Annotated in this window: 19 protein-coding genes and 1 pseudogene; 12 read left to right on the forward strand and 8 right to left on the reverse strand. The window is 34.1% G+C overall.

Annotation, left to right across the window (positions count from 1 at the left end; genetic code table 11):
* Position 1: 1 nt before the first annotated feature.
* The 5 genes from GQR95_RS10375 to GQR95_RS10395 all read right to left on the reverse strand — a co-directional run bounded on the left by GQR95_RS10375 (position 2) and on the right by GQR95_RS10395 (position 6,602).
* Positions 2-1,375 carry a lactate utilization protein B gene (locus tag GQR95_RS10375; RefSeq protein WP_159023097.1) on the reverse strand — a complete coding sequence of 458 codons (1,374 nt, stop codon included), beginning with the start codon at positions 1,373-1,375 and terminating at the stop codon, positions 2-4.
* Between the two features lie 42 nt (positions 1,376-1,417).
* Positions 1,418-2,155 (reverse strand): (Fe-S)-binding protein, encoded by a 738-nt coding sequence (locus GQR95_RS10380; RefSeq protein WP_159023098.1) that lies wholly within the window; start codon positions 2,153-2,155, stop codon positions 1,418-1,420.
* A 69-nt stretch (positions 2,156-2,224) separates the two neighbouring features.
* Positions 2,225-3,523, reverse strand: a complete 1,299-nt coding sequence (gene fucP, locus GQR95_RS10385) for an L-fucose:H+ symporter permease (protein ID WP_159023099.1) — start codon at positions 3,521-3,523, stop codon at positions 2,225-2,227.
* 222 nt (positions 3,524-3,745) lie between these two features.
* Positions 3,746-5,185, reverse strand: coding sequence for an aldehyde dehydrogenase (gene aldA, locus GQR95_RS10390; protein ID WP_159023100.1), 1,440 nt, complete (start codon positions 5,183-5,185; stop codon positions 3,746-3,748).
* A 517-nt stretch (positions 5,186-5,702) separates the two neighbouring features.
* Positions 5,703-6,602 (reverse strand): AraC family transcriptional regulator, encoded by a 900-nt coding sequence (locus tag GQR95_RS10395; RefSeq protein ID WP_159023101.1) that lies wholly within the window; start codon positions 6,600-6,602, stop codon positions 5,703-5,705.
* Positions 6,603-6,702: 100 nt separating this feature from the next.
* Here GQR95_RS10395 and rhaD point away from each other — a divergent pair, with 100 nt between their 5' ends.
* From rhaD to GQR95_RS10410, 3 genes are all read left to right on the forward strand, one after another.
* Entirely contained in the window at positions 6,703-7,497 is a 795-nt protein-coding gene (gene rhaD, locus GQR95_RS10400; protein WP_159023102.1) for a rhamnulose-1-phosphate aldolase, read from the forward strand.
* 18 nt (positions 7,498-7,515) lie between these two features.
* Positions 7,516-9,303 carry an L-fucose isomerase gene (locus tag GQR95_RS10405; protein ID WP_159023103.1) on the forward strand — a complete coding sequence of 596 codons (1,788 nt, stop codon included), beginning with the start codon at positions 7,516-7,518 and terminating at the stop codon, positions 9,301-9,303.
* 246 nt (positions 9,304-9,549) lie between these two features.
* Entirely contained in the window at positions 9,550-10,860 is a 1,311-nt protein-coding gene (locus tag GQR95_RS10410; protein WP_159023104.1) for an FGGY family carbohydrate kinase, read from the forward strand.
* Positions 10,861-11,239: 379 nt separating this feature from the next.
* Here GQR95_RS10410 and GQR95_RS10415 read toward each other — a convergent pair whose 3' ends face one another.
* From GQR95_RS10415 to GQR95_RS10425, 3 genes are all read right to left on the reverse strand, one after another.
* A complete protein-coding gene (locus tag GQR95_RS10415; protein WP_159023105.1) occupies positions 11,240-12,934 on the reverse strand; it encodes a right-handed parallel beta-helix repeat-containing protein in 1,695 nt (564 codons plus the stop codon).
* Between the two features lie 284 nt (positions 12,935-13,218).
* The gene (locus GQR95_RS10420; protein WP_159023106.1) at positions 13,219-13,704 is read right to left on the reverse strand and encodes a GyrI-like domain-containing protein; all 486 of its coding nucleotides are present in this window, start codon (positions 13,702-13,704) and stop codon (positions 13,219-13,221) included.
* Positions 13,705-13,783: 79 nt separating this feature from the next.
* Positions 13,784-14,350, reverse strand: a complete 567-nt coding sequence (locus GQR95_RS10425; protein ID WP_159023107.1) for a peroxiredoxin — start codon at positions 14,348-14,350, stop codon at positions 13,784-13,786.
* Positions 14,351-14,940: 590 nt separating this feature from the next.
* On the opposite strand from GQR95_RS10425, the gene GQR95_RS10430 reads away from it, so the two are divergent.
* From GQR95_RS10430 to GQR95_RS10450, 9 genes and pseudogenes are all read left to right on the forward strand, one after another.
* The gene (locus GQR95_RS10430) at positions 14,941-15,822 is read left to right on the forward strand and encodes an NAD(P)-dependent oxidoreductase (RefSeq protein WP_159023108.1); all 882 of its coding nucleotides are present in this window, start codon (positions 14,941-14,943) and stop codon (positions 15,820-15,822) included.
* A gap of 1,227 nt (positions 15,823-17,049) precedes the next feature.
* Complete coding sequence (locus tag GQR95_RS16755; RefSeq protein ID WP_233265907.1) at positions 17,050-17,793, forward strand: reverse transcriptase domain-containing protein; 744 nt, start codon at positions 17,050-17,052, stop codon at positions 17,791-17,793.
* A 108-nt stretch (positions 17,794-17,901) separates the two neighbouring features.
* Positions 17,902-18,081 (forward strand): group II intron maturase-specific domain-containing protein, encoded by a 180-nt coding sequence (locus tag GQR95_RS16760; RefSeq protein WP_233265908.1) that lies wholly within the window; start codon positions 17,902-17,904, stop codon positions 18,079-18,081.
* The gene (locus GQR95_RS16765; RefSeq protein ID WP_233265909.1) at positions 18,075-18,323 is read left to right on the forward strand and encodes a hypothetical protein; all 249 of its coding nucleotides are present in this window, start codon (positions 18,075-18,077) and stop codon (positions 18,321-18,323) included. Before GQR95_RS16760 ends, GQR95_RS16765 begins: the two co-directional genes overlap by 7 nt.
* 286 nt (positions 18,324-18,609) lie before the next feature.
* Positions 18,610-18,810 (forward strand): phage integrase N-terminal SAM-like domain-containing protein, encoded by a 201-nt coding sequence (locus GQR95_RS16770; protein ID WP_233266046.1) that lies wholly within the window; start codon positions 18,610-18,612, stop codon positions 18,808-18,810.
* Positions 18,811-18,961: 151 nt separating this feature from the next.
* The gene (locus GQR95_RS16775) at positions 18,962-19,414 is read left to right on the forward strand and encodes a tyrosine-type recombinase/integrase (protein ID WP_233265910.1); all 453 of its coding nucleotides are present in this window, start codon (positions 18,962-18,964) and stop codon (positions 19,412-19,414) included.
* Positions 19,414-20,550, forward strand: a pseudogene (locus GQR95_RS10445) (IS91 family transposase). The gene GQR95_RS16775 and the pseudogene GQR95_RS10445 overlap by 1 nt, the downstream one beginning before the upstream one ends.
* A gap of 1,431 nt (positions 20,551-21,981) precedes the next feature.
* On the forward strand, positions 21,982-22,380 hold the full coding sequence (locus GQR95_RS16780; RefSeq protein WP_233265911.1) for a maturase: 399 nt from the start codon (positions 21,982-21,984) through the stop codon (positions 22,378-22,380).
* 7 nt (positions 22,381-22,387) lie between these two features.
* Positions 22,388-23,260, forward strand: coding sequence for a reverse transcriptase domain-containing protein (locus tag GQR95_RS10450; protein ID WP_233265912.1), 873 nt, complete (start codon positions 22,388-22,390; stop codon positions 23,258-23,260).
* Positions 23,261-23,326 lie beyond the last annotated feature (66 nt).

Consider the following 23,326-nt stretch of genomic DNA (forward strand, 5'->3'; position numbering starts at 1 on the left):
ATTAGTCTTTTTGGTTGTTTTTGCGTTCTTCGTACCATTGGTCAAAACTTTGTTTTGGTCCTTCAGGTAAATCTCTAGCTTTTCCCCAAGTATTAAGTTTAGAGTTAATCACAGATTTAGGTAAGTTTCTTAGCGACCAACGTACTGCTTTGCCTACTCTTTCAAATTGAGAGGGTTTAGAGAACATTTGTCCCATAATTTTCATGGTTTGTGCCTTTACAAAAGGTTGAGGTGTTTCTTTAGTAATTATTTGACGCCATTTATAAAGCTGAGAATGAATATCAATTTTTACAGGACATACATCAGAACATGATCCGCATAAGGTCGATGCAAAGGGGAGTGAACTGTATTTTTTTAAATCTTTTCCTGGTGATAAGATAGAACCAATAGGTCCAGGAATAGTAGCATCGTAACTGTGTCCGCCGCTTCGTCTATAAATAGGGCAGGTGTTCATACAAGCACCACACCTAATACAGTGTAGCGATGTTCTAAAATCTGGTCTGCTTAATTGCTCAGTACGTCCATTGTCTACAATAACAATGTGCATTTTTTCTCCTTTTCTAGGTTTTTTAAAGTGAGAAGAATATGTTGTGATGGGTTGTCCTGTAGCACTTCTTGCTAAAAGACGTAAAAACACGCCTAAATGTTCTTGTTTCGGAATAATTTTTTCAACTCCCATACAAGCAATATGAACAGGAGCTAGTTGTGCTCCCATATCTGCATTTCCTTCGTTTGTACACACTACAAAACCTCCGGTATTGGCAATTGCAAAGTTAACACCTGTGATGGCAACATCTGCTTGAATAAATTTTTGACGTAAATGTTTTCGAGCTTCCCCAGTTAAATATTGCGGATCACCATCGCAAGGTTTTGTTCCTAAATGTTCCTGAAATAGTTTGTCTACTTCATGTTTGTTTTTATGAATTGCAGGTAACACAATGTGACTTGGTTTCTCTTTTGCTAACTGAACAATGCGCTCCCCTAAATCGGTATCTATAACTTCAATACCATGGGCTTCCAAAAATGGATTTAAATGACATTCTTCTGTCAACATCGATTTACTTTTTACAACTTTTTTCCCGTTGCTTTCTTTTATAATATTGTGTACAATGCGATTATGTTCGTCTCCATCTGCAGCCCAATGTACTTGAATATCATTTTTTATGGCATTCGCTTCAAATTCTATTAAATAATTATCTAAATTAGATAACGTATGCGCTTTTATGCCATGCCCTAAGTTTCTTAATGCTTCCCAACCTTTAACCTCATGAACAGAAAGATCTCTTTTATGACGTACAAACCATAAGGCTTTGTCGTGCCAATCTACCTTTTTTTCATTTTTATTGAAGATACTAGCTAATTCTGAATGACTCATTTTTTTTTGTGTTTTAAAACTAAACCAAGGTGTGTTTTTCGCTTAAAGATTACTGTTTAAAATTTCGGCAATATGTAGCACTTTTAAAGGCTGATGATTTCGAGTAATTAAACCTTCCAAATGCATTAGGCAAGATGTATCTGTTGCTGTTATAACTTCTACACCGCTTTCTAAATGGTCTTTAATTTTGTCTTTTCCCATTTTTACAGAAATAGCCTCTTCTACAACTGCAAAGGTTCCTCCAAATCCGCAACATTCATCACTTCTTTGTAAAGGCATTAATTCTACGCCTTTAGTATGTTGTAGTAATTCTTCAATATAAGAATAGGACGCTTCGACTCGTTCTGAGCAAGACCCTAATCGTAATCCTCTTAAGCCGTGGCAACTTTTGTGTACGCCAACTTTATAAGGGAAAGACGCACCAATATCTTTGATTTTTAATATGTTTAGAATGAAATCACATAATTCGTAAACGTTATTTCTTACGTTAATAACATCTTCTGTTTGCGGAATAATATCATAATGTTTTTTTACGTGATACGCACAACTTCCAGAAGGCGTAACAATATAATCGAAGTCTTTAAAATTATCTATAAAATGATTGCAGGCACCAATAGATTCGGATTCGTATCCGGAATTTGCCATAGGCTGTCCGCAACAGGTTTGACCAGAAGGATAAGATACTTTTACATTCAGTTTTTCTAAAAGCTCTAAAGTTGCTTTTCCTACTTGTGGATATAATTGATTGATATAACAAGGGATAAATAAGCCTACTTTCATTAGTTTGAATTTAGTTTTTAAAGTTCAGTTTTCAATCTATTATTGGGAAAATCATTATAATAAGATTACTTAGTTATGTACTTTTAAAGTTCGGTAGCCATAGAATGCAATGATTGTAAAGCAAATAAATGGAAGTATAAATGAAAAATTAACTCCAGAAAAAGCACCTATTTTTTCAATATCGATTAACGAGCCTTGTAATATTGGCATTAATGCTCCGCCAACAATTGCCATGACTAAGCCAGCAGCACCTAAAGCAGAATCTTCTTCGCTTAAACCATTAAGAGCAATACCGTAAATAGTAGGGAACATTAACGACATAAAAGCCGATGTAGCAACTAATAAATATAGTCCCATTATGCCTTCAATTAAGATTACACCAGACATAGTTGCCATGGCGCATAATGCAAAAATCATAAGTAGTTTTCTCGAATTAATGTATTTCATTAAAAAAGTACTTACAAAACGGCTTACCAAAAAGATAGACATGGCTATTATGTTGTAGTTTTGAGCGTCTGCTTTAGAAATGCCTAAATGCCCTGCATATTGAATAATAAATGTCCAACACATAATTTGCGCAGCAACATAAAATAATTGTGCGATAACACCTTCTTTGTATTTTTCGTTTTTAAATAATCTTTTAAAAGATGAGTTTGCACTCGAATAATTTTGCTTATTATCTGTCTGTGGCATTTTAGTAACAGCAATAAGAACTAACATAGCAATAACTACAAACCCTAAAATAACATAAGGATCTCTAATAATAGCAAGATCGTGTGTACGTACAATGGCTTTTTTTGCTTCAGTTAATGAACTAAAAATAATCTCTCCCATTGCATTTCTTTTGTCAGAATCTAAGGCAACTAATATAAATTTAGATGCTACAAACATGCCAAAAAGGGACCCAATTGGATTAAAAGATTGTGCTAAATTTAAACGCTGTGTCGCGGTTTGCGAATCTCCCATAGATAAAATATAAGGATTAGCAGTGGTCTCTAAAAAGGCTAAACCAAAGGTTAAAATATATAGCGACCCTAAAAAGAATCCGAAAACTTCATATTTAGCTGCCGGAAAAAATAATAAAGCGCCAATAGCATAAAGCGTTAACCCTAGTAAGATTCCTTTTTTATAAGAGTATTTTCTAACAAATAATGCCGCCGGAATAGCCATAGTTGCATAGCCGCCATAAAACGCCAATTGTACTAAGGCTGCTTTAGCTGTAGATATTTCCATAACCGTTGCAAATGCAGCAACCATAGGGTTGGTAATGTCGTTTGCAAAACCCCAAAGCGCAAATAAAGATGTTATTAATATAAAAGGTATTAAATATTTTTTTGGAACAATTGGCGGGTTTTCTGTCGTATTCATAGTCAGTTAGGTTGTATACTATTTATGAATTCTATGTTATTTTAATTGGTGTTATTACGTTTTAAGTATTAATTTTTAAAATCTATATAGATAAGAATACCGGTTAAAATGCAATGAATTTAATTAGTAGGTTTGTTGGTTATAATATAAGAATTCAAGTTGAAACAGAAAGACTATTTCAATTTGAACTTTTATATTCTTAAGTGTAATTTTAATACAGACTTATCTATATTGTGCGTAAATTACTTTAGTTTGAAGATATTCTTCCATACCATGTTTTCCGTCTGCTCCACCAATACCAGATTTTTTCCATCCTGCATGAAATCCTTGAATAGCTTCAAAATGTTCTCTGTTTATATATGTTTCTCCATATTGTAATTCTTCTGCAGCATGCATTACTTTATTAAAGTTTTCTGAGAAGATAGAAGATGTTAATCCAAATTCACAATCATTCGCTAAAGCAATAGCTTCATCTAAAGTACTAAATTTCATTACAGGTAAAACAGGACCAAAGACTTCTTCTTGAATTATTTGCATGTTTTGTCTTACATTAGTTAACAGTGTTGGTTGGTAATAATATCCTTTATCAAATCCTGGAGTTCTAGTTCCTCCAACAACAACTTCTGCACCTTCCTTTTTGGCGTATTCTACCATTTCAGAAACTTTATCTAATTGCGCTTTAGAAACTAAAGCACTCATATCTGGATTGTTTTTAGAAAACGCATCTTCTACTTTTAAAGCTTTCATTTTTTTAGTAACCATATCCAAGAATTGATCGTGAATAGTGTCTTCCACATATAGACGTTCGGCACAATTACATACTTGTCCGCTAAACGTAATTCTAGAAGTTACAACAGCATTAACAGCTAATTCTAAATTAGCATCTGCACAAACAATTGCAGGTGCTTTGCCTCCTAATTCTAGAGATACTTTTGTAATATTTTTAGACGCGGCTTCCATTACCATCTGACCTGCGCCAACACTTCCTGTTAAACTAATAATACCCGTAATTGGGCTTTTAGAAAGTGCATTACCTACAATGCTACCTTTACCACAAACATAATTTAAAACACCAGCAGGAATTTTTATAGCTTCTATTAATTTAGCAAATGCCATAACTGTATTTGGCGCTATAGAACTTGGATTAATAACACACGTATTACCTGTAATTAAAGACCCTGCAACTTTTCTAGCCATTACAAAAAATGGAAAGTTCCAAGGTAAAATCCCCACAGCTACACCAATTGGTGCTTTATGTAAAAAGATATGTTCTTTACTACGATCGCTTTGTATAATTTCTCCTTCAATACGTCTTGCAAACCCTGCGTAGTAATCAAAATAATCTGCAGTCACATCAATTTCAACTTGTGCTAATCCCATTACCTTAGCTTGTTCTGCGGCTAAAGTTTCAGCCAAAAACACGCGGTTGTCTCGAATAACATCAGCCATTTTATTTAAATAAACACCTCTTTCAATTGCCGGAAGTGATTTCCAAGCATGTTGAGATGCTTTTGCTGCTTCTAAAGCTAAATCGGCATCTATTACACTTCCTACAGGCATTAAGGATAGTACTTCTTCTGTACACGGATTTAAAATTTCGATAACATCTGTAGACGTCGATTCTACAAATAATCCGTTTATAAACTGCTTAAATGGTTTCATAATTTCTTTTAGGTTTCATAAAAACAAATCTAAAAGCCGATTCATTTTTAAACGTTTTGTTTGATTTTAACTTCAGCATATTTATTCTAGAAGTTCATGCTCTAGGCATAAACTTTGGTTCAAAGAATACATATGGTATTTGTGTTTATCAAACTTAAAGATATGAGTCCTATTAATGTTATCTATAATTATCTATTTTGTGTATTATTTAAACATTTACTGTTTTGTAACGTGTTTTTTTAGTTAACTTAATAAAGATTTAGTCTAATTAATGTATTGTTATTTAGTTGTTTGTAAATGTTGTATTGTTGTGCTAAACTGTGAGTTTATTCTTGTTGTATTAGTGTTTTTAACATATTGATTAGAATATTATGATTTTAAATATACAATTAAATAAAAATGTGAATATTATAGACGAGAATAATAGGTATGTAGTATTGTATCTAAAGGTGTTTTAGAATATATGAAGCATTCGACCTTATTAGTAATGTAGAAGTAAAATAAAAGAAGCTTTAGTTTAAGTATATTTTCCCGATTTATAAACAGCCGGTGTTAATCCTGTAACAGATTTAAATACTCTTGAAAAATGATACCGGTCTGAGAATCCCAAATTAAAAGCAACCTCTTCTATAGATTTATTAGTGTGTTCAAAAAGCTCGCAAGCTTTGGCAATTTTTCTATTTTGAATAAAATTATGAAGTGTGACATGCATTTCGTCTTTAAATAAGCGTGCAAAAGAATTGGGAGCCATATTTATTAGAGACGACATGTCTGTGTTTTTTAATTTTTTTTCAATATTGGCTTCAACGTAACGAATTACTTTTAAAACACGTTCATCAATAATTGTAGTTTTCCATAATTCGGGACCAATATTGGTGAGCGCCTCTTTTATAAAAGCTTGAAGTTTTAAGTTAAAAGTGAGTTTGAAGTCTTTATTTTCAATTTTTAATCGTTCTGTTAAGTACTCTAACCGTTCTTTTAGATAATCGGTCATTTCAATTTTTAATATTCCTGGATATACACTATCAAAAGGGACTCCTAAATTAAAATGAATAAAAAAATGAATTAGATAATGCTCCTGATAATCTTTTTCATTGATAATGTTAGTGTATTGTTTTCCGGACACATGAATTCCTGTGCTATATCTATGGTTTTTTTTAAATTGAGAAGAGAAAGAAGTAAATGGCGGAATGATGTAAATATGATCAGAATCCATATCGTAAACCGTGTCCTGATGGATTAATTGTCCGCCCGAATTTTTGTTCCAATATAACCTCCAAAACGGAAAAACCATATCATGACAATCCCATAAATTTAAGAGCCAATATCTGCAACACATTAATCGTAATCTAAGGTCAATAAAATTTTGCTTGTTAGAAGATGGATCTCCTAATTCAATATTTTTTACAAATTTCATAATTCAAGAATGTTTGAATTAGATACGAAAATACAGATTTTGAATATTTATTAGAAGCTATAGGGTAACTATTTTTGTAGTATAAACATAATTAATTACTATGAAAACTTTAAAACTTCCAATAGAAGTAGAGGCTGAATTAAAAAAAGTATCTACTGTAGCAGGCTACTTATGGCAAAGAGAATGGGCAGAACGAAATGCAGGTAACATTTCTATGAATTTAACGTCTTTCTTTTCTAAAGAAGATGTTCAAGGGATTGGAGAAAAAGTGCCTTTCGATTTTCCTAAAGAAGCAGGTGGGTTTGTTTTGTACATTACAGGTACAGGTTGTTACTTAAGAGATTTAGTAGATAAATTAGAAGAAGTGTCTTGTATACTATACATCAACGAAGCTGCAACAGCATATTCTATCTTATGGGGAGGAAACAGACCAAATTTTGGTCCCACTTGCGAATTAATTTCTCATGCAAGTATTCATTTATTTAACTCACAACATCATCCAGAAAACTTAGCGGTAGTACATACACATCCATTAGAATTAATTTGTATGAGTCACCACGAATTATTTGACGATGAGGAAGAATTAAACAGACAAATTTGGATGATGTGTCCAGAAGTAAAAGTATTTGTACCAAAAGGTATTCACTGCACGCCTTATGCATTATCTAGCACGGCCGATTTAGCAAAAGTGACTATAGATGCTTTTAAAACAAGAAACGTATCCCTTTGGGAAAAACACGGGGCAACTTCTACTGCACCAGATGTTATGAAAGCTTGGGACTTTTTAGATGTAGCAAATAAAGGCGCAAAACTGTTAATGATGTGTTGGGCAGCCGGATTTAAACCCGCAGGTTTATCTAACGAGCAGTTAACAGAATTAGAACAATTTACATAATATAAAAGCATAATAGAGATGAGCAGATTAATAGGTAGATTACCAAAAGTAGGTATTCGTCCAACAATTGATGGACGTGAGCTTGGTGTGAGAGAATCTTTAGAGATTCAAACCATGGATATGGCTAAAGCAGCCGCAAAATTAATAGAAGAAACATTACGTTTTCCTAGCGGAGAAAAAGTAGAATGCGTCATTGCAGATACCACAATTGGTGGTGTTGCAGATGCCGCAGCTTGTGCAGATAAATTTAAAAGCGAAGGTGTAGAGGTCTCTTTAACAGTAACACCTTGTTGGTGTTATGGTACAGAAGTTATGGACATGGACCCTTTAACACCAAAAGCTGTTTGGGGTTTTAATGGTACAGAACGTCCTGGTGCTGTGTATTTAGCAGCGGCTTTAGCAGGATATTCTCAACGCGGATTACCAGCATTTGGAATTTACGGAAAAGAAGTTCAAGATGGCGGAGATAAATCGATTCCAGACGATGTTGCAGAAAAGATTTTACGTTTTACAAAAGGCGCGCTTGCAGTGGCCCAAATGAAAGGGAAATCATATTTATCTATCGGCTACAGTTCTATGGGAATTGCTGGCTCTATGGTAGATGTTAATTTTCTTCAAGATTACTTAGGTGTTCGTGCAGAGTTTGTAGAATCTGTTGAACTTTTAAGACGTATAGAAAATAATATTTTCGATCAAGACGAATATAAAAAAGCATTAACTTGGACTAAAGAGAATTGTAAAGAAGGTGAAGATCGTAACAGCTCTGAATCACAAAAATCGCGTGAGCAGAAAGATGCAGAATGGGAAAAAGTTGTAAAAATGACTTTAATCTGTAAAGATTTAATGAACGGAAACCCGAAGTTAAAAGACATGGGATTTGGTGAAGAATCTAAAGGACGAAATGCTATTATGGGAGGATTCCAAGGACAGCGTCAGTGGACGGATTACCAGCCTAATGCAGATTATACAGAATCTATTTTAAACTCATCTTTCGACTGGAATGGTATTCGTCAAGCTTACGTTTTTGCAACAGAAAACGATTGTTTAAACGCTATTTCAATGTTATTTGGTCACTTATTGACTAATAAAGCTCAATTATTCTCGGATGTTAGAACATATTGGAGCCCAGAATCTGTAGAGCGTGTTACCGGTAAAAAATTAACAGGTCTTGCAGAGCATGGTATTATTCACTTAATTAATTCTGGTTCTACAACTTTAGATGCAACAGCAGAACAATTAGATGCAGAAGGAAATCGAACAATGAAAGCCTTTTGGGACATTACCGAAGCCGATGTTAAACGTTGTTTAGATAATACAAATTGGCCACCAGCAACTACAGAATATTTTAGAGGTGGTGGATTCTCTTCTCAATTCTTAACAAAAGGAACCATGCCTTTAACCATGTGTCGTTTAAACCTTATAAAAGGTATCGGGCCCGTATTGCAAATTGCAGAAGGTTGGAGTGTAGAGTTACCAGAAGATATACACACCGTATTAAATGAGCGTACAGATCCTACTTGGCCTACAACATGGTTTGTACCAAGAACAACAGGGCAAGGGGCTTTTAAAGATGTGTACACTGTTATGGCAAAATGGGGAGCAAACCACGGGGCGATTTCTCATGGGCATATTGGTGCAGATTTAATCTCGTTAGCAGCCATGTTACGTATTCCTGTAAACATGCATAATGTAGATGAAAATGATGTGTTTAGACCAAGTGCATGGTCGGCTTTTGGAGAACATCTAGAAGGTGCAGATTATAGAGCTTGCGAAAACTACGGACCATTATACGGTTTTAAACACTAGTAATATTTAAGCAAAGCAATATTCAGAAGCTATATTTTATAGTTGAATATTGATACTACTTTTTTTATAAAAATTGATAAAGATTATCCCTTTAATAACATTGAAAGCTATTGAAGGGAAAGCTTTATCTATCTAAAACAATCCAAATAAAAACATGAATTCTAGCCGTTTTGATAATTAAAAAAAGGTTTCATGTTTTATTAAAACGTTCCTTAATAGGGATTTAAAGCAATAAATCTAGAGCACATGAAAAACGTTATAGCCATTATAGATATAGGGAAAACGAATAAAAAAATATTTTTATTTGATGAAGATTTTCAAGTGGTGTCTCAAAATAGTATTCAATTTGAAGAGATTAAAGACGATGATGGATTTTGTTGTGATAATATTGAAGCTATAGAACGTTGGATTAAAAATGGAATAGCACAAATTCAAGGAGAAGGTTTATATCGAATAAAAGCTATAAATTTTACTACGCACGGTGCTTCATTAGTGTATTTAAATAGAGAAGGAAAACGTATTACGCCTTTATACAATTATTTAAAACCATTAAATCTCGATGATTATCAAGATTTTTACGAATCTCAAGGCGGTGTAGAGGAGTTCTCTAGAAAAACAGGATCTCCAGCTTATGGTATGCTTAATACCGGAATTCAGATGTTAGCGCTTAAGCGGAATAAACCAGAAATATGGAAACACGTTGCTGCTGTTTTACACTATCCGCAATACTTAAGTTATTTGTTTACTAACAAAATTACAGCCGATTATACATCGGTAGGTGCACATACGGCAACATGGGACTACGATGGTATGCACTATCATAAATGGTTAAAAGAAGAAGGTATTACCTTACCGCAACCTTGCAAAGGGAATGAGGCTATAATTACAGAAATTAATGGTGAAAAAATAGCAGTAGGTTCTGGATTACATGATAGTTCGTCTTCAATTATACCTTTATTAAAAAAAGAAAAAAGTAATAATTTTGTGTTACTTTCTACAGGAACTTGGATTATTGCCATGAATCCGTTTAGTAAAGAAACCTTAACTCAAAACCAACTTCAAAATAACTGCTTGTGTTTTATGACACCCGAAAAACAACAGGTAAAATCGTCTATGCAATTCTTAGGGCGTATTCACGAAGTGTACATTAAAGCGCTAAGCGAACATTTTAAAGTTGATATAAATACACACATACAACTACATTTAAATACAATACTATGTATAAGTGTAATACAGCAAAATAAAGGCGTATTTCTGTCGGAAGGCATTGATACCGATTTTGAAGCACATCCAGAATTATTGCACAAATTTCAGTCTTACGAAACAGCTTATTATCAATTAATTTTTGAAATAAGTAAAAAAGTCATTCAAGGTATTGAGTTAATTTCTGATAAAGACGCAAAATTAAAAGATGTTTATATATCGGGAGGATTCAATAGAAATAAAATGTTTATCAAACTTTTAGAATTATTAAAACCCGGCATAACCATAAAGATTTCGGATTGCAAAAACGAAAGTGCTCTTGGTGCGGCTTTATTAATGAAGGATTATTTGTAAAATATAATCTACTATAGCTTTAAAATATTTAGCTTGTTTATGGCGTTTAAAATATCCAGTAAACTGTTAAGCTATCAATTTTTGATACTGAAAATTTATTTCCCACTTATAACACATAATATCTAAAAAAGGCACACTTCTATAAAGTGTGCCTTTTTATTTTGTAATGCAATTGTTATCTTTTAAATGCTTTTACAGCGGTATTACAGTTCTAATATGTGCATCTATGTCATTAATAATTACAGGTACTATAACTTTATTTTTTTAGAAATAGTAAAACCTTTGTGGTAATTTAAATAACAAATTAGTTACGCTTTGCAAAGCCTCCTAAAAGGTATGATTATAAATGTTGCAATAACGGAGCGAATAATTATAAATGTTAATGTGTTGTATAGGCACCCATATCCCATGAGCCTGTACTTGGTCTAGCAACACTATTAATATCAACTCGTATATCAAGACCATATAACGATTCGAAATGTGCATACACATCAAAAGTTAAATCACTTGAGTTTAAAGCTGCATTAACAGCTGTACTCGTTGCTTGTAATGAGAAATCATCGGCGTTGGCATCTGTAAATAAAGGATCGGCACTAATGCAGTCTTCCCCTTTGTTAAAAGCAGCTTGAAAACTAGCTAGATTATGGGTAACGCCATTACTCCATGAAATTTTAGCTTCAGCATCAAAATGATTATTTTTAAGTGTAGATAGCGTTCCTGTTTGATAACCACTAGCAAGCATGATATCAAAATCTCTGGTATTAGAAAATATATTGTTTTCAATGAACATGGTAGAGTTATAATACCCATTACCAACTGCTATATCACTATTTACAATTGTATTATTAATAATATACCTTGGTGTAGCACCATTGTTTATTTCTATTCCTAAACCACTGGTCGCACCATTATATGCCGTACCGTTTATAGTAGCATCATGAATAAAGTTACCAATTATAAACACACTTTTTCCATTGGTTCCTGCACCACCATTATCACTAGCACCACGAATACCCGTGTATGCATTATAAATTTCATTATAAAGAATCCAAACACGATCGGGTGCATATTGAAATCCAATTCCTTTTGCTGGTGACCATGGTGTATCTATAATATCATGAATCACATTTTCACTGATGATAATGTCCAACGCATATTTTATACCAATTCCTGCTTGAGCAATATCGAAAATATGATTTCTTCCAATATAAATATGATGTGTTGTAGTTTGGGAAGCTAAATTGCTAGCTTCTACTTGAAGTCCGGCTCCAGAATCACTAAATTCATTATCTACAATCCACATATTACTGGTATACTTTTGTACAGCGCAACCACGGGCATCAATATCTACGTCTGAATCTAGAGGTCCGATACCATGTGCTTTGTTATTATAAATAATAATATCACTAGCAGGATCACTTTCTAAACCCACCGTATTAATTAAAATACCACCAGTAACATCGTGTTCTCCTTCCATTTCACTATTTCTAACAAGTATATGGTCTACCTGACTACCAGATTCATACGAACCCAGTTGTATGCGACCTCCAGAATGAAAATAAAATCCATCTAAATAAACATAGCTACCAGAAAGTAACATTTTTTTATCTGTAATTTCAGCTTTATTTTCTGAGTCACTAACAACCCAAACAGGCCCGCTTACACCGGCAACCCAAGTATCGCTAGTACCTTCACCTCTAAGTTTAATGTCGTTTTGTATGTAATTATAATTACCTGCAACAACTACATATGAGCCTGCAGGTACAGGATAAGGTATTGTTTTACGGGGAGCACTTGGTGTTCCATATGTGTTATTAGTGTCAGACCCAGTAGAATACTCAATAAAATAATAACCAACTAGTTCTGTGTCCCATAGATTAGGTCTTTCTGGACTAGAAACATCTGGAGAAATCCATGCATCAGGAATTCCTATAGGTGGTACATACGTTTCTTCTGTTTCAGGGATAGATGAATTATCTACAGCATCATTTTCATCATTATCATCTTTCTGACAACTAGTTAAATTAATAACGATTAAGCTTATAAATGTAATTGTCAATAACAACTTTTTCATGTCTATTTTTATTGATAAAGATAAATTTTATAGAGGCCATATCAAATATATTTAGTTAACTTTTTTTTAACTTTTAAAAGAAATATTTCTGTATAAGTAAAAATAATACCACTTATAAAAATGATATTATTAACATGTTTAAAACTTAAATTACTTGTATTAGAACATAAATTGTGATTATAAATTTGGTGGGAGCGGAGTCTCTTTATTTTTAAATAATATAATTAGCTTTTACGCAGAGTGATAGGAGTAAACTGTAAAATGGCTATTCTAGTTATAGAATATTACGCACGGTCTATATTTTTTATAGGAATCCATATTTCTTCTTCAGAATCCGGGTTATTATTCTTGTACTTTTCTCCTAAGATTTCAAAATGCGGTCTGTTGTCTAATTCATATTCCGAATTAGGTAACCAGGTCCTGAAAATATATTGAAAAATACTATTGTCTTTGCTTGAGCCTTTATAGTCGAAAACGGCATATTTTCCACCTTCCAAATTAAAAAAATCCAGATCTTCAGGTATGTTATTAAAGTCTAAAACTTCTACTGTTGCCCATTTTTCAAATTCAGTCTCGGGATTAAAATTCTCAAAATATGAAGAATCATAAACTTGCATTGAAATTTTATCTGTGGTTAATTTGTTTTTAATGTCTTTAATTTTAGGACTAAAAGATGCCCAAAGCAGTTGTGTTTTATTGTTTATTAAGCTCATTCTAAAACTATAACCAATTAGTTTTTTATGTTCTAAAATTTCTATTCTGGGTTTCATATTGTGTTATGTCTTCAATTAAAATTTCAGCTTTGTAGAATAAGGAAATGATAAAAATTAATTAATAAGATTCTGTATCTTATTTGTTTTTTTCTAGAACCTTTAAAATTTCTTCGGGAGACATTCTTTCTGTATAGTTTGCTTCTACGTGAGCCGCGATTATAGTAAAATTTTTATCTATTATAAAAGTTGCAGGAACAGGAAGTGTTATAGAACCATCTCCGTTTAGAAGCGATAGGTCGCGTCTTTTGTGGTAATCTTCACCAGGATCAAATTGCAAATTATAGGTCTTAATAACATCTTGATTACTATCGCTAAGGACTTCAAAGTCAAGTTCATTTTTTTGTGTAATGCTTAGTGCATCATCAGGTTTTTGCGGACTTATAGCAATTACTTTTGTGCTGAATTTATTAAATTCACTTATATGTTTTTGAATCTCTCTCAGGTCAAGATTACATATAGGGCACCATTCACCTCTATAGAATTTTAAAATTACTGGTCCTGATTTTAAACAATCTGAAAGTGAAATTAAGTGACCAAATGCATTTGGTAAGGTGAAATCTGGTGCTTGTTCTCCGACTATTAATCCTTTTGCGTTTGATGCATTGGATATAACCAATTTTTGAAACTCTTGTAGTGTACTCATAATTGCTTTTTAATTAATGAAAAATATAGATGATAAATGGTTTATTCAATAATAAGATTACCTGCTTTATCATGAGATATTTTATAAAAGTGGATAAGGTTGTATTTTAAAAACTAAGATACAAAAGAACATGTCTTTTTGTTGTAAAAGGTATAATTATAAATTATAGTTACTGCCCGTCGCCATTCTATAATTTGTCCTTTATTATTTAAAAAAGTAATCACTATTATGAATTAATAAGGTGAGTTTTCTTTGTCTTGGTAATGAATTGCTATTGTGGCTGTATTTTATTTTTTTAACATAATATCTTGTAATTATTTTATTTTTTAATTGAAAGATATACAGTTATTAAAGTTCGAAATATGAAGGTTTTAAGTCTTTAAAATTATTGCTAATATCCGATAGGTCTTGGTTTTGAGAAGTTGTTCCGTTTTTTTAAGTTTTATACTTTGCTTAAACTGAATGTTTTCTAGTGTTTATTAAATTAAACTAATCGGAAAAAGCGGGGGAGAGATCTGTTAAAAAATTTCGTAAATGCTTATAGCATGCATATCTTTGTAGTAATAATTAATAAATTAAATAACTTAAATATGAAAAAACCCACTATCGGATTTATCGGACTAGGCCTTATGGGAGGTAACATGGTTGAAAATCTTCAAAAAAGAGGTTTCGAGCTTTCTGTAATGGATCTTAATAAAGATGAAGTTGCAAAAGTTATCGCTCGCGGTAATGCTACTGAAGCTACTTCTCCAAAAGAATTAGCTGAAAAAAGTGATATTATTATGTTTTGCCTTACTACTTCTGCTGTTGTAGAAAAGATTGTATATGGTGAAGAAGGTATCTTAGCTGGTATTAAAGAAGGTGCTGTTTTAATTGATTTTGGAACATCTATTCCTGCTTCTACTAAAAAAATTGGTAAAGACCTTGCAGAAAAAGGTGCTGGTATGATTGATGCTCCTCTAGGACGTACTCCTGCTCATGCAAAAGACGGATTGCTTAACATTATGGCTGCTGGAGATAAAGATACTTTCGAAAAAGTTAAACCTGTTTTAGACGAACAAGGTGAAAATGTATTCTATTTAGGTGCTCTTGGTGCTGGACATACAACTAAGCTTATTAATAACTTTATGGGAATGACAACTGTAGTTGCAATGTCTCAGGCTTTCGCAGCTGCTAAATTAGCTGGTGTAGACACACAACAATTGTTTGATATTATGTCTGCAGGTCCTTCTAATTCTCCATTCATGAAATTCTGTAAGCATTACGCTGTAGATAATGTAAGTGATTTAGGTTTCTCTATTAACAATGCTAATAAAGACCTTGGATACTTTGTACAAATGATGAACGATCTTGGTTCTACTTCTGCTATTGCAGAGGCAACTTCTTCTAACCTTCAGGCTGCAGTAGCTGCTGATATGGGTAACGGAAATGTTCCAGAAATCTTTGATTATTTCGTAAACTTAAAAAAATAATTTAAGTATTAATTCAATTAATACTTTTTAGAACTAAGAGATATATTTTGCACAATTTATTGTGTATTTAAAGTTGCGTGTTTTTATTGTAGTTTTTTCTAAAGGAAATTAGATAAATAATGCGCAACGGTTCTTGGTTTATATTCTTTAATACTGTTTTAATTCCCAAATTTATTTTTCTTCCAATTTAATTGTTCAAGGCGTCCATTTTGGAATCCTATTAAGTGTTCTTGCTTTTTAATCTGAGTTTAGTAAGATAATAGTCTTAAATATGTTATTTTCTAAATGGCAAGTTCTGTTAAAATTTTTCAATGTAAAAGGTTCACAGTACCTTCTAATTACTTTGTTATTTTGTACATCATGTTTAAAATTATGTAGCCTTATTTCAGTACGAGACACTTTTAAAAAAAACATGAGAGTGAAATCATTTGCGCGTAAATCTTGCGAATTGATTCTTTAAAGTCAGTTGAGTAATATTTTGAGTTATTATTTTAAACTACTTTTTAAGCGGTTTTAGAACTTTTTTTTAGAGCCGAGTGAGCATGAATGGCAACGTTAAATATATAGCTCGTAGGGGAGAGGACTAGCAGTAAGTTATTAGAAACCTCTTAGCCAAATGTAAACATTATGTATTGAAATTTTACTTTTCCAATAGCCAAATTTTACATTTGGCGGTCTTTAATTCATCTCTGCTCTTTCTAAAAAAAACGCCCTATGAACTATATATAGTGTGTGTGCCCAGCATGGGCATCTTTTGATTTACCGAAAGGTAAATAATTAATCTATAGGGTGCAAGTCCCTTATGCGCAGGAGTAACGTTCTGAAGCATTAGTAAGTCGCAAGGGTGAAAACCGTGAGGTTTTATCTGAAGGAAGCGGAACTACAAAACTCGGTACTGACGAACAGAAATCGTATACAGAGGCATATTTACTCGGGTAAGCAACCACATCATTGTAACGCCCCAAGATTAACAAAAGGGTAAGTATGTAGATACGGCAGGAATTGAGGGAAAGAAGATGTCATTACCTGGGGAGGTCTCTACAACTACGAGTTGGTTATGTAGAGAAGTCAGCAGAAGTCATAGTACTTACAGGAAACGAGGTGCAACAAGAATTGTACAGGTCTCACGGGTAAGGAAGGACAGAACATTAAATTACGTTGGAATTCGATTAGGATGCTTAGCTAGCCTAGTTTTAAACCAACAGGAGTACACGAATTATTGAATCTATGATTGAACAGGTATTAGAAGCAACAAATCTTTATAAAGCAACACGCCAAGTGGAGCGCAATAAAGGTGCGAGCGGCGTAGATGGTATGAAAACAACGGCACTTTCGGCATACATATTAGAAAACCGTTCGCTTATATTATCTGCTATTCGCACAAATAGCTATGTTCCAAATTCAATTTTAGGAGTAAAGATTCCAAAAGGACAGGGTAAAACCCGACTATTAGGAATACCAACGGTAGTAGATAGGTGGCTACAACAGGCGGTAAGCCAACAATTAATGGTTCATTTTGAATATGATTTTGAGCCCGTTAGTTATGGATTTCGCCCACAAAAGAACATCCAAAAAGCAGTATTACAAGCTCAAGGGTATATCAATTCTGGTTACCAAGATATTGTAGATATTGATTTGCAAGGATTCTTTGATGAAGTAGACCACTGTATTTTACTTCAACTTATCTACCGCAAAGTAAAATGTCCAACCACCTTGCGATTAATCCGAAAATGGTTAAGAGCTCCCATCTTAATAGATGGAACACTCAAAAAGCGCAGAAAAGGTATCCCGCAAGGTAGCCCCATTAGTCCCTTATTATCTAACATTATGTTAGATGTTTTGGATAAAGAAATGAAAAGCATGGGCTTGCTTTATGTACGCTATGCAGACGACTTTAGCGTTTACGCAAAAAGTAAAAGCGAGGCAAAAACTATAGGAAATAAACTGTTTATCTTTTTAAGAGATACTTAAATTACTATAAATAAAGCCAAAAGTGGCATCGCAGACCTGTAAACTTTGAGTTACTGGACATGGTTTTGTACCTGTTTATAAAAAGGGAGTCAAAGGACAATATGTACTGTGGTAGCAAAGAAAAGTTGGGAAAAGTTTAAACGTAACCTAAAAAGCATCACCAAGAAAACCAAACCCATGTCGTTATTCGAACGTCTGGATCGGCTTAATCAAGTTTGCCGAGGCTGGATGAATAATTACCGCTTAACTAACATCTATGCAAAAGTTAAAAAGCTAGATGAGTGGTAAGAAATCGGTTGCGCTATTGTATTTGGCATGATTGGAAAAAGCTAGAGCGGAAACGTAAAAACCTCATTCGATTAGGTATAGAAATCGGACAAGCCTATGCTTGGAGTAGAACAAGAATGGGAGGCTGGGCAGTTGCTCAAAGTCCTATTTTAAAGACTACTATTACAGTTTCTAGACTTAAACGAAAAGGGTATAAACCTTTGCTAGATTACATTAATAATACGCAAACTTCAATTTGGTGAACCGCCGTATACGAGACCCGTACGTACGGTGGTGTGAGAGGCGCAGTGGCGACTTTTAAGTCGTCACCCGTCTACTCGATTGAACGAATCCTCCCTATCGGTCGGAAGCCCTCCTGACTGATTCAGAATAAGTTATTCTTTTGTAAAAGTAATAGATTTATTAACTTATGGGTAAATTTTAAATCTATTATTATGTTTAAAAAAAAGTAAAACCATTGCTGAACGCGCCTTTTCAGATGTAAAGGATTTCAGTCATCTTCAAACCAAACTCGAACAGAGTTTCTCTATTAATGGCAAAGCCAAAAGCACTTTAAACAACTATCTCCGGTGCTTGGCACACTTAGCTTTGCATTACAACCGAAGTCCTGAAAAACTATCGGTAGAACACGTTCAGAACTATCTTTACCATGCCAAAAACTTCACAAAACACCTTCTGAGAGTTTCTTTAAACACACCATTTTCGGACTCAGAGCAGCCTACAAAGTGATGGGCATGGAAGCCAAACGTGTAGCGCTTCCTCAAATTAAAAGAGATATTAAACTACCATGTGTTCTAAATAAAGAGGAAGTTAAGCGCCTTTTAAAAGCGCCTAAATATCTTAAGCATCGTTTGATAATAGGTATGCTTTACGGCTGTGGATGCGTAGCTACGAACTCTGCGCTGTTAAATTATCTGATCTCGATTTTGAGCGTAAAACCGTGTTTATTCCTAAGAAAAAAGGAAAAATAGATCGCTATGTGCCTTTGAGTCCGCTTCTGATTAGGGGATTAAAAAAATACATCACAACAGAAAACCCTCAGGGACATCTTTTTAATAGCCAAGTTTCTAAAGCTGGAGAATCACGCGGATTAACCACCAACGGTATACGCTGGATTATTAAAGAAAACAGAAGTAAAATAGGGAGTTCTAAACAGATAACTGCCCATACTTTACGGCACACGTTTGCTACACATTTATTAGAGTATGGTGTTGATATCGTCAGTTTAAAGGAACTTCTACATGCACATATCGAGATGACACTCACGTATCTTCATGTTGCCAATTTGCCTAGTGGTTCCAAATTTTCTCCCTTGGATAAACTTTACGATTAATGTTTTGTAAACATAAAGTAGCTGACATTTTAGAAATGGAACAGCTACAGCTCAAAACATTGAGTCTGACCTCTTGGCATTACCGTGGGTTACAAGCCATAAGAAGGTGTCGCACCAAAGCTATGGGTGGCCATATTGATAAATGCGATTGTTGCCAAGCCTTACACATTAGTTATAACAGTTGCAGAAATAGACATTGCCCAACATGCCAGGGACACAAACGTGAACAGTGGATAAAAGCCAGAGAAGGCGAACTATTAAATGTGCCTTATTTTCATATCGTTTTTACGCTTCCAAGTGAGTTTAATACCTACGCCCTGAGTCATGGTAAAGTAATTTATAGCAGTTTATTTAGAACCGCATGGCAAACCCTGCAACAGTTTGGAGACAACCCCAAACACTTGGGCGCTAAACTGGGTATGATTGCTATACTTCATACCTGGGGACAAAACATGAGCCTACATCCGCACTTGCATTGTATTGTTCCTGGCGGTGGATGGCGTAAATGGGACATGGAAAAGTGCAAAAAATAAAGGTAAATATCTATTCAATGTAAAATCTATGAGCAAGGTGTTTAAGGCTAAATTTATCTCTGAACTTAGGAAAAGTGAAGTAAAAATCCCAAAGAAAGTTTATAATACAGTGTACAGTAAAAAATGGGTGATCTATGCGAAACAATCTTTTAGAAGTCCAAAATATGTTATTGAATATCTAGGCAGATACACGCATAAAATTGCAATAAGTAACCATCGTATTATTGCTGTAGATCGTGAAAATAAAACGGTGACTTTTACCGCGAAAGATTACCGGCACCAAGCTAAAAAGATAAAGTTGACTTTGTCCAGTGAAGAATTTGTTAGACGCTTTGCTTTGCATATTTTACCCAAGGCTTTACACGCATACGGCATTACGGTATTTTAAGCAGCAGCTGGAAAAAAGAGAAATTACCGAGACTACAAGCCGAACTGGCTTGTAAAAAGATAGTGAGTATTAAAACAGTCGAACCTGTTTTACACCGTCGTTGTCCCGTTTGTAAAAAAGGAAAACTACATACCATACTACTATTTAACGATCGTGGTCCTCCCGAAAATTGGAGGGTATTATTAAGAGATAAAAAATTAAATAGGGTCAATTAAAAAAAACAATCTGCAAGCGCGGACAGACCTCTCAATGGCTAAACTTAAAATTTAAGCCATTATAAAGTGAAATTATATTAAGTGTTACCGAAAAAAGAAACAATCTCTTCCAAATAAAGACTGATCAGCGTAGTTTAAACATGTAAACTACAATCGATTACCAAAGCATCCTTCCCTAAACACATCGTTTTCCCCATAAGAGACATCTTCTGCCGACTTCGTCAACACAATATTCAGCTCTGGCCTATCGGCGAGCCGAATACTTAGTTATTGTAAAACGTTTTCTACGTTTGATTTTAATTCTTCTTTTCCAATCTTCAATTCTCAAATTCAAAGTGTCAATTCGGTATGATTATAAATTCAAAATTCCGTAATCCGTAACGTGATTAAATTGGTATTCTTTTCCAAAGTTTTCAAATTCACGTTATATGGCTTACAATCTTTTCATTGTCGTTTTCTTATTAATATACAAAGTTTTATAATCTCTATATTGAATATCTGGGTCAATTTTTGCAGAGTACACAGCAAGATTTCCAAGCGCAAAAATGAGAGCGAATCCGTTTAAAAAATCAGAAATTGTTTTATTTTCTCGATTTAATGTGTCTTATAATCCAAAATAAAAGTAAAAATAGAGTTGATGATAAAATTCCGAAAGTAATTCCGTAAGCTCTGTTCATTTCATAATTTCCGAAACTGAAAATTTGGAATCAGAAATACAATTAGTAGGCTTGCGATTACATACAACGCCAATATTCCGCCAAATTATTTTCAACTTTTTCTTCTTATTCAATCGGCTTTTTTAATGTTTTACAACGGTTTGCAATAAGAAAATGTAGGGCATTTCGAAGCTCCTATCTTTCATGTTACACAGCTGTTTATTAAATGTTATATCGTTCAAATTTAGCACTTTACGCCCTATGTTTTTTATTGCGTGTGTGTGCCCAGCATGGGCATCTTTTGATTTACCGAAAGGTAAATAATTAATCTATAGGGTGCAAGTCCCTTATGCGCAGGAGTAACGTTCTGAAGCATTAGTAAGTCGCAAGGGTGAAAACCGTGAGGTTTTTATCTGAAGGAAGCGGAACTACAAAAACTCGGTACTGACGAACAGAAATCGTATACAGAGGCATATTTACTCGGGTAAGCAACCACATCATTGTAACGCCCAAGATTAACAAAAGGGTAAGTATGTATATACGGCAGGAATTGAGGGAAAGAAGATGTCATTACCTGGGGAGGTCTCTACAACTACGAGTTGGTTATGTAGAGAAGTCAGCAGAAGTCATAGTACTTACAGGAAACGAGGTGCAACAAGAATTGTACAGGTCTCACGGGTAAGGAAGGACAGAACATTAAATTACGTTGGAATTCGATTAGGATGCTTAGCTAGCCTAGTTTTAAACCAACAGGAGTACACGAATTATTGAATCTATGATTGAACAGGTATTAGAAGCAACAAATCTTTATAAAGCAACACGCCAAGTGGAGCGCAATAAAGGTGCGAGCGGCGTAGATGGTATGAAAACAACGGCACTTTCGGCATACATATTAGAAAACCGTTCGCTTATATTATCTGCTATTCGCACAAATAGCTATGTTCCAAATTCAATTTTAGGAGTAAAGATTCCAAAAGGACAGGGTAAAACCCGACTATTAGGAATACCAACGGTAGTAGATAGGTGGCTACAACAGGCGGTAAGCCAACAATTAATGGTTCATTTGAATATGATTTTGAGCCCGTTAGTTATGGATTTCGCCCACAAAAGAACATCCAAAAAGCAGTATTACAAGCTCAAGGGTATATCAATTCTGGTTACCAAGATATTGTAGATATTGATTGCAAGGATTCTTTGATGAAGTAGACCACTGTATTTTACTTCAACTTATCTACCGCAAAGTAAAATGTCCAACCACCTTGCGATTAATCCGAAAATGGTTAAGAGCTCCCATCTTAATAGATGGAACACTCAAAAAGCGCAGAAAAGGTATCCCGCAAGGTAGCCCCATTAGTCCCTTATTATCTAACATTATGTTAGATGTTTTGGATAAAGAAATGAAAAGCATGGGCTTGCTTTATGTACGCTATGCAGACGACTTTAGCGTTTACGCAAAAAGTAAAAGCGATGCAAAAACTATAGGAAATAAACTGTTTATCTTTTTAAGAGATAAACTTAAATTACCTATAAATAAAGCCAAAAGTGGCATCCGCAGACCTGTAAATTTTGAGTTGCTTGGACATGGATTTGTACCCATTTATAAAAAGGGAGTCAAAGGACAATATGTACTAGTGGTAGCAAAGAAAAGTTGGGCAAAGTTTAAACGTAACCTGAAAAGTATCACCAAGAAAACCAAACCCATGTCGCTATTCGAACGTCTGGATCGGCTTAATCAAGTCTGTCGAGGCTGGATGAATAATTACCGCTTAACTAACATCTATGCAAAAGTTAAAAAGCTAGATGAGTGGCTAAGAAATCGGTTGCGCTATTGTATTTGGCATGATTGGAAAAAGCTAGAGCGGAAACGTAAAAATGGCATTCAATTAGGTATAGAAATCGGACAAGCCTATGCTTGGAGTAGAACAAGAATGGGAGGCTGGGCAGTCGCTCAAAGTCCTATTTTAAAGACTACTATCACAGTTTCTAGGCTTAAACGAAAAGGGTATAAACCGCTATTAGATTACATTAATAATACGCAAACTTCAATTTGGTGAACCGCCGTATACGAGACCCGTACGTACGGTGGTGTGAGAGGCGCAGTGACGACTTTTAAGTTGTCA

Origin of the sequence: Formosa sp. L2A11, assembly GCF_009796865.1 — a bacterium.
In the GTDB taxonomy this organism is placed as follows: domain Bacteria; phylum Bacteroidota; class Bacteroidia; order Flavobacteriales; family Flavobacteriaceae; genus Formosa.

Bases quoted from the DNA above. Each gene is read 5' to 3' on its own strand.
- GQR95_RS16775 (WP_233265910.1), top strand. From the start codon at position 18,962: ATGCGTAGCTACGAACTCTGCGCTGTTAAATTATCTGATCTCGATTTT.
- GQR95_RS10405 (WP_159023103.1), top strand. From the start codon at position 7,516: ATGAGCAGATTAATAGGTAGATTACCAAAAGTAGGTATTCGTCCAACA.
- GQR95_RS10420 (WP_159023106.1), bottom strand. From the start codon at position 13,704: ATGAAACCCAGAATAGAAATTTTAGAACATAAAAAACTAATTGGTTAT.
- GQR95_RS10415 (WP_159023105.1), bottom strand. From the start codon at position 12,934: ATGAAAAAGTTGTTATTGACAATTACATTTATAAGCTTAATCGTTATT.
- aldA (WP_159023100.1), bottom strand. From the start codon at position 5,185: ATGAAACCATTTAAGCAGTTTATAAACGGATTATTTGTAGAATCGACG.
- GQR95_RS10380 (WP_159023098.1), bottom strand. From the start codon at position 2,155: ATGAAAGTAGGCTTATTTATCCCTTGTTATATCAATCAATTATATCCA.
- GQR95_RS10395 (WP_159023101.1), bottom strand. From the start codon at position 6,602: ATGAAATTTGTAAAAAATATTGAATTAGGAGATCCATCTTCTAACAAG.
- rhaD (WP_159023102.1), top strand. From the start codon at position 6,703: ATGAAAACTTTAAAACTTCCAATAGAAGTAGAGGCTGAATTAAAAAAA.
- GQR95_RS16755 (WP_233265907.1), top strand. From the start codon at position 17,050: ATGATTGAACAGGTATTAGAAGCAACAAATCTTTATAAAGCAACACGC.
- fucP (WP_159023099.1), bottom strand. From the start codon at position 3,523: ATGAATACGACAGAAAACCCGCCAATTGTTCCAAAAAAATATTTAATA.
- GQR95_RS10375 (WP_159023097.1), bottom strand. From the start codon at position 1,375: ATGAGTCATTCAGAATTAGCTAGTATCTTCAATAAAAATGAAAAAAAG.
- GQR95_RS10425 (WP_159023107.1), bottom strand. From the start codon at position 14,350: ATGAGTACACTACAAGAGTTTCAAAAATTGGTTATATCCAATGCATCA.
- GQR95_RS16780 (WP_233265911.1), top strand. From the start codon at position 21,982: ATGATTGAACAGGTATTAGAAGCAACAAATCTTTATAAAGCAACACGC.
- GQR95_RS10410 (WP_159023104.1), top strand. From the start codon at position 9,550: ATGAAAAACGTTATAGCCATTATAGATATAGGGAAAACGAATAAAAAA.
- GQR95_RS10430 (WP_159023108.1), top strand. From the start codon at position 14,941: ATGAAAAAACCCACTATCGGATTTATCGGACTAGGCCTTATGGGAGGT.